General features: G+C 45.1%; 6 protein-coding genes and 2 pseudogenes. 7 read left to right on the top strand and 1 reads right to left on the bottom strand.

The window, feature by feature from the left end; all coding sequences use genetic code 11:
• Positions 1 to 44: 44 nt before the first annotated feature.
• Entirely contained in the window at positions 45 to 2,054 is a 2,010-nt protein-coding gene (locus LLF78_08135) for a PAS domain S-box protein (GenBank protein ID MCE5202461.1), read from the bottom strand.
• Between the two features lie 411 nt (positions 2,055 to 2,465).
• Here LLF78_08135 and LLF78_08130 point away from each other — a divergent pair.
• The 7 genes and pseudogenes from LLF78_08130 to LLF78_08100 all read left to right on the top strand — a co-directional run.
• Positions 2,466 to 2,657, top strand: a pseudogene (locus LLF78_08130) (DDE-type integrase/transposase/recombinase).
• Positions 2,658 to 2,799: 142 nt separating this feature from the next.
• Positions 2,800 to 4,386 carry a tyrosine-type recombinase/integrase gene (locus tag LLF78_08125; protein MCE5202460.1) on the top strand — a complete coding sequence of 529 codons (1,587 nt, stop codon included), beginning with the start codon at positions 2,800 to 2,802 and terminating at the stop codon, positions 4,384 to 4,386.
• Positions 4,379 to 5,356, top strand: coding sequence for a tyrosine-type recombinase/integrase (locus tag LLF78_08120; protein MCE5202459.1), 978 nt, complete (start codon positions 4,379 to 4,381; stop codon positions 5,354 to 5,356). The genes LLF78_08125 and LLF78_08120 overlap by 8 nt, the downstream gene beginning before the upstream one ends.
• Positions 5,343 to 5,645, top strand: a pseudogene (locus tag LLF78_08115) (site-specific integrase). Before LLF78_08120 ends, LLF78_08115 begins: the two are co-directional and overlap by 14 nt.
• 12 nt (positions 5,646 to 5,657) lie before the next feature.
• Positions 5,658 to 6,383, top strand: a complete 726-nt coding sequence (locus LLF78_08110) for a tyrosine-type recombinase/integrase (GenBank protein MCE5202458.1) — start codon at positions 5,658 to 5,660, stop codon at positions 6,381 to 6,383.
• A gap of 230 nt (positions 6,384 to 6,613) precedes the next feature.
• Positions 6,614 to 7,039, top strand: a complete 426-nt coding sequence (locus LLF78_08105; GenBank protein MCE5202457.1) for a Mu transposase C-terminal domain-containing protein — start codon at positions 6,614 to 6,616, stop codon at positions 7,037 to 7,039.
• A partial coding sequence (locus LLF78_08100) for an ATP-binding protein (GenBank protein ID MCE5202456.1) occupies positions 7,040 to 7,496 on the top strand: 457 nt, incomplete at its 3' end.

Raw genomic sequence — 7,496 nt, 5'->3', positions numbered from 1 at the left:
GAGCGGGAAAACCAGAAATTGGGCAATAAAAGAAGTAGTATTTCTTAACCCTCCGAAGTGCAAAACAACAACGGAGGAAAAAGCAACAAACGCAGCGTAGTGATCAATTGCTGAAGCGACATGTACGGTTGACAGCTACCGTCTGCTTCAAGCCTGTTGTCATTGTCTATTTCAACGATACCGAGCCTGCCGCTGATCCTTTCAGCCGAAAGTAAAGATACCAGTGTATTTGCAAGAGTTTCTGCAAATACGATCAAATCATCTTTGTTTTTATATCCTTTTAGGTAGAAAACAAATCGATTCTCGTATGTATAGAATAACAAGCGTTTGTCCGTGCAGTATTTACTGATCACGCCTGCCGTCCTTGTGATCAATTCCTGAGTGTAGTGGAATCCAAATGCTGTAGTAATTGACTGAGCAGCACTCAAATCTATTCCGATCAGCGCCCTTTTCTCTCCGGTTCGCTCTTTGGTATCCCTGTCAAGGAGATTTTCCAGATAATATCTGTTGAACAGTCCGGTCCATTTGTCATGTTCATTATTATATCTGAGTATATTTTCGACTTCTTTTCTGTCGGATATGTCTATGATGATTCCTTCAATAGCATCTACCTCTCCATTATCGTTAAATATGCCTTCGGCAAGCTCAAGCACCCATTTCCGTTTCCCTTCAGCTGTTATGATCTCGTATTCATGTTTGAATGACAGCCTGTCAGCAAGGGTACGCTCCCATTCGATCCAGAGCGGTTCACGGTATTCCGGTGCGATGAGGTCGTTGAATGAGAGGTCTCTGTTATTCAAAAGGCTTTCCGGAGCGTATCCTGTCAGTTCAGTGCAGCCGTCGGAAATATATTTCATGGTCCAGTCGCGGTCATAGTTACACCTGTATGCCATTCCGGGAAGGTGTGAAAGAAGCACGGATTTGCTTCTTTCGCTTTCTTTGAGCGACTCCTCCGCTGCTTTGCGTGCAGAGATGTCCTCGAGGAGGCACAAATGAAAAGCACCCATGTCAGGATTGCCCAACAAAGGAGATATTTTCATATTTGTCCAAACTGTTGATCCGTCTGGCCTTATAAAACGTTTTTCAAGCGTGTAGCCGTTGTTTTTCCCCTCTTTGAACTGCTCATATTTTTCAATATTAAGTTTGAGGTCTTCGGGATAAGTAATATCTGCCCAATTAATTTTCAACAACTCATTGCTCGTCCAGCCTGTGATCTGTTCGAACATAGGATTTGCATTCATCTGTCCATATTCTGACTGTGATACATACCTGTTTTCATCAGCAATCGCGATACCTATTGGAGCCTGTTCGAATACGCTTCGATAAAGGGCCTCATTAAAGGCCATCTTCTTACTGAGCTCTTTAAGGGTGTAATTTTGCCTCCGGGTGCGACGCAACGCAATAAAGAGCATAAGGAGGGAGATAACGATGACAACATCCGGGACCATATGTTCCCATACTCGTAAATTCCACTCAGGCGCCGAATAATCGAGCCCGAGGACGGCAATGACTCTCCCGTCAGATGGGTCCTTTATTGGCACAAGGGCGCTGATCCATGTCCCCCATCTGTCAGTTGCCGGTCCAGTAAGAACTGTTTTGCCGGTCTTGAAGGGCAGCCAGTCAGCATCACTGGCTTCTTCATATATCTGTCCGGGCGGCGAGTAATCCGGTGAATCAGGCGATTCTGAATCTATTAGAAATATCATATTTCCGTTTCGTTTACCAAAAATGTAAGCGAACCGGATCGGATTATTTGTATCAACGAGCCTTTTCAGGCTAAGCTGTGTCATAACATATGCAGGTTTATTCAGGTCTTCTTTGGTTCCGGATAGTTCTGTTATAAGCTCGGGATGAAGAAGGGACCCCACCGATCGTGCAAGCATGACTGCTTCAGAGGAGGCAATATCGTTGTATCTGTTCCAGGCAAAACGCAGATAATGAGCAATGATATATATAACTATCAGAGTGAGTAATATCGAATTTATCCTTGCTTTCCTCGTATCGATCCCAATATTGAAAGAAGGGTCCTTTGTCTCATTGTTCTCTGGCATCATAAAGGGCTCCTCTACTCTTGTGAAAATCATTAATGTCTGAAGACAACCGCTTTTAGTACTTAAAGAATTTTCAAAAACACATTGCAACTAAATTATTATGACCTGTTGTCATGTTTCTGAGATCCTGGCATCAATATTTTACTGGCCAGATGCTAACTCGTCTATACGTAATCTAATCTGTAACTTTTCCGCGATCAGGCAATATGAATATCACAAGCCATCAGGAGTTGTAAGACACCAACTTGGGTCAAGACATCAATCATGGTCAAACCTACACAATTGCCGGGAAGGAATTTATTGTAGCCATCGGTACAGCGCAGCTGAGCTGAAGGAGATGGCGGATCTGTTCCTTCTGTCGGATTTCGGCATTTTGTCAATTGTGTAGGTCTGACCCCTCAGTGTTTCCCCTACAGCCTCCTCCGCTGCATAGTAAACGCATTTGAATACTTTGGAGGGGTACCTGAGGTTGTTTTGACCGACAGGATGAAGACAGTAATAGACGGAAGCGAAGCGGGCAAACCTTTATGGAATAAACGGTTTGAGGATTTTGCATCTGAAATGGGATTTATGCCCAAGGTATGCCGACCTAAGAGACCTCAGACTTATCTTTAAATTCATATTATCCTCAAAATCGGCGGGGGACACCACGAAAAGAATGACAGTCCCGCCACATATTGAAGATAATATTTTAGTACAGGGGTATCCTTTTAATGACCTCTTAGAGGTTAGAAGGAGGATAACACACATGACTAAGCTAGAAATCACTATCAAAACTGTTTTAGACCAATTGAAACCAAAACTTGCCAGTGAAACCTGGGAGTCCAGACGCCGCTACTTCAACCAGATGCTGCAGTGCGCCGAAGCATATGGCATAACGGAGCCGTGCGCCGGATTGTATGAGGCGTTTATTGCAGATGACCATGGTTCGCCGGAACGCCGATCGCTGCATATCCGCTGTGTAAAGCTGATTGACGAATCAGCGTGTACTAACGCCAAAGATGAGCATGGGATCCTGTTCAATGAACCGTCCACCATGCCGTGCGAAGCTGAGGTTCAGGAGTTTTTTAAAGGCTGGAAATTCCCAATTGCAGCAGATGTCAGTATTGACCACCTAATTGTCAAGGCTGAAATAGAAATGAATTACCTGCGTCTCACCGTCTCTACAATGGGGCAGTACAGGCATTCATGGATGGATATCCGGCGCTATTTTTATGATGCCGGCATTTCAGAGTATGATGGCGCATTGATGCAAGGCTTTATCCGGAGAATGAACAGTTTGCGTGGCAGTGGTGGCATGAAAGAATGGAAGTGGAAGATCAACCGTAAAGCAGCGTATGTTCTGATGGAAATCGCAGATACAGGAACTTTTCAATGGAGGAAAATCTGTGAGCGAGCAAATTGTATCAGCTTGGAAATTGAAGGCATCCGTTCACAGTACCGTAAATCGTTAGAGCATCGGAACCTCAGCAAGGCTACCATCGGGCTGCATGATTATATATTCCGAAGAATGATAGAATTTGCCGGGATAGACTCCATGAAGGATTTAAAACTGTTCTCTGCTGATACAACCCAGCTTGTCGTCACAAAATTTGCGGGCATCTGCAGCAGTCGGAGCATGGCTACGATAATGCCAATCTTTCGCTCGCTGCTGGAGTTTCTCCATGCCTCGGGTCTGATGGAAAAGAATTTATCCGGCATTGTAATGGGCGTTTTTGTTCAGAGATGTTCCGCCGCTGCTTACCTCTCTGAAAAGGATCAGGCAAATCTGATGTTGCAGCTGGAAAATGAGTCCAAGCGTACAAAAGCGGTAATCCTTCTTGCCATGAAACTGGGGCTGCGCGATTGTGACATCTGCAGTCTAACCTTTCAGGAGATTGACTGGCGGAAAGATAAAATCAGGCTGAACCAGAAAAAAACCGGCGAACCTCTTGTACTGCCATTAATGCCGGATATCGGCAATGCGCTGATGGACTACATCCTAAACGAACGGCCCAAGCGCACTGATTACTATCCGTATATATTCTTACGGAAGCAGGCACCGTACAGCAGGCTGTCTTCTGTCTACTATATCTGTTCAAAGTTCCTTGAGCGGCAAAAGGTCAATCCGGTAAATGGCACCGCTAAAGGCACACACCTTTTCAGATATTCCATGGTACACCGGCTGCTGGCTGCAAAGGTGCCGCATCAAGTCATAACAGATGTCCTTGGCCATGTTTCAAAGGAATCGGACAAACCATACCTCTCCATGGAAGAACCAATGCTCAGGATGTGTGCGCTGGATCTATCCATCATAGGAAGGGTTTCCTGGAGAGGAGGCGCTTCGGATGACTGATTATGCGTTCAGGAGCCTAATCGGCACCTGCATTAAAAATTTCATTGATCAAAAGTGTGCATTGGGATATCCCTATCAATCTTCGGCACGGATTCTTTACCATCTCGATATGCTTGCATATGAAAAGTTTCCTGACGATTGTATTCTTACAAAGGAAATGTGCGCCGCTTGGCTTCGCTTAAAACCCGGAGAGCATCCAAATGGCCTTTTGCGAAGGGTTACTCCGGTAAGGCAGCTTGGAAAGTATATGAAAGGGCTCGGGTATGATGCTTACGTGATTCCAGGACACATCCCGCACAGGCAGATTAAATATGAAGCGCATATTTATACAGACGCTGAGCTGAAAGCTTTTTTCAATTCTGTTGACCATTGCCCACCCTCGCCGTTTTCGCCGACCCGGAAATATGTCATCCCTGTAATTTTCCGTATGCTGTATTGCTGCGGGATGCGTTCCTCGGAAGCACGGATGTTAAGAGCAGAAGACGTAGATATTGATACGGGCAGAATAACGATTCGGGAGTCCAAGGGCTGGAAAGCCAGGATCGTGTACATGGGTGATGATCTGCATGATGTATGCAGGGAATATGATTCCATCATGGAATCCATGTATCCAGGCCGGGAAGTATTTTTCCCAAACAAGGAAGGGAACTTCTTCAGCAAGTCAATTCTTGACCAATGGTTCCATGAGTTTTGGGATAAGCTTCCCGAGTCCAGGGCTGTCATAGGAAATCCCGCGAGAGTCCACGATTTTCGCCATGGGTATGCTGTGCACAGGCTGAACCAATGGGTCAGAGAAGGACAGGATATCAATGCGCTCTATCCTTACCTCAGCGAATATATGGGGCATTCCTGCTATGCCGACACGGATTACTATTTGTCCCTTGTGGAAGACTTCTACCCAGAAATGGAATGGAGGCTTTCTGCTGTAAATGACAGCATCCTGCCAGAGGTGTGTCATGAAGAAGAATGAGTTGGTTTTCTACCAGCTGCTTCGTGATTTCCTGAACGATTATCTCATAACGAGGAGAAATTTCAGCGACAAAACAGCCCGAGCCTATCGGCAGACATTCAATCTCCTCCGCAATTATTGTCATGAGGAAAAAGGCATCAGCTTTGATCGTATGGATTTTTTATGTTTTTCCAGGAGCGGCGTTTATGACTTCCTTCTATGGCTTAAGGATGTTCGCGGAAACTCTGCGAATACAATTAATCTGAGGCTGTCGGCCATTAAATCCTTCCTCAAATACTGCGGCGAGGAGAATATGGAGTTGATGTCAGTATATCTTGAAGTGGCTGGAATTCATGCCTTCAAGGGCGTGAAAAAAACGTATGCCGAACATTTAACTCAAGAGCAGCTGAAGCTTTTATTCTCATTGCCCGATATGACGGCGAGGATCGGCAGACGTGACCGTTTTTTTATGATCTTAGCTTATGAGACGGGCGCGAGAATACAGGAAATGCTTGATTTGCAGCTGAACTGTATTGTCCGCAGTGATTCCAGCGTGCGGCTGAGAATTCGCGGTAAGGGGAATAAGGTAAGGTATGTTCCCCTTCTTAGAGCCACGGTAAGACATTTAGATGCTTATCTTGCAGAATTCCATAAAGACAGTCCCTCGGATGTTTTTCTGTTCTATACCACGCACGATAGGCAGAAAACACAGATGAAGCCAGGAACAGCTGATTACTTTCTGAAGAAATATGGGAAGCTTGCACATGAAGCCGACGATGCTTTCTCTGAGAATCTCCATGCGCATATGTTGAGGCACAGCATTGCGATGGCCATGTACAAAAAAGGGATTCCGCTTTCTTACATTAGAGATTTCCTTGGACACAGCAGCGTTGAAACGACAACTATTTATTCATATTCTGATGAAGAAACGATCACAAAAGCCCTGGAGTCTGCCGATTGTGATGCGATCATTGGCGCATTATCTGCAAGGTCTAAAAATTGGAAAGGTAAGGAACAGTATCTGCTTAAATACTGCGGGTTAATTTGATTTATTATCTTCAGTATGTGGCGGGACTGTCGTTCTTTTCACGGTGTCCCCCTCCGATTTTGAGGATAATATGAATTTAAAGATAATCCCTGTTATCTCCAATTAGTGATAATCAGACAAAAGGTAAAGTTGAAAGACTGGTTGACTATGTCAAAGACAATTTTCTCCCGGGAAGGACTTTTACAAACGCAGAAGATCTCAATCGCCAGGCAATGGAATGGTGTCAGAAAGTGAACAGTAAAAGACATGGAACAACGGGAGAGATCCCTCTTGAGAGCCTCATGAAAGAACCCTTGCTGGGTCTTCCGTCTAAAGAAATCAGAGATAAATATCGTTGGGAGACCAGAAAAGTAACACGAGATGGGTTTATAAGTTTTGATGGGGCCAGATACGGGGTTCCATGGTGCTACAGCGGCCGAGAACTGAGAGTAAGGATATGCGGAGAATACTTTGAAGCCTATGAAGGGAATGTCCGTATAGTTCAGCACAAAGTCGAATATACCTCAGGCAGGATAGTATGGCTCAAAGGGCAATACGAAGGTCTTGCAGAAAGAAATGGCATCGCTGCCCCTCTGTCGTATGCGTATAAGATACAAGACATTTCAGTTGAGACACGTCCTCTGGCAATTTACGACCAGGTAGCGGGAGTAATATAAATGATGGAGCTTGAACAGGCCAGAGAACTGCTTTTAGAAATGGGCATCAAGACTGCAGCGGACCTTCTGGATGCTCACCTGGAGAAAGCGGTCAAAGAAGAAGCCACATATCTGTCGTTTCTTTTGGGGCTGCTAAATTCTGAAAAGGAGGAAAGGAAGAGGCGAAGCGAGGAAACACGTATAAAACTCTCACGACTGCCTCACCACAAAACAATAGAAGAGTTTGACTTCTCATTCCAGCCGAGCATAGATCCCAGGCAGATAAAAGAACTCTCTACACTGGCTTTCGCTGCCCGAAAGGAGAATGTGATACTCTTAGGACCGCCTGGCGTTGGAAAAACACATCTGTCTGTTGCTCTGTCCATGGAGGCGCTCCGAGGAGGCATGACTGTTTACTATGCAACATTGCCCAGGCTGATCGCTGATATGAAAAAAGCAATCATGACAGACAAGCTGG

This window comes from Synergistaceae bacterium, assembly GCA_021372895.1.
Lineage (GTDB): Bacteria > Synergistota > Synergistia > Synergistales > Synergistaceae > JAJFTP01.
This window is presented reverse-complemented; position numbering and strand designations above follow the sequence as displayed.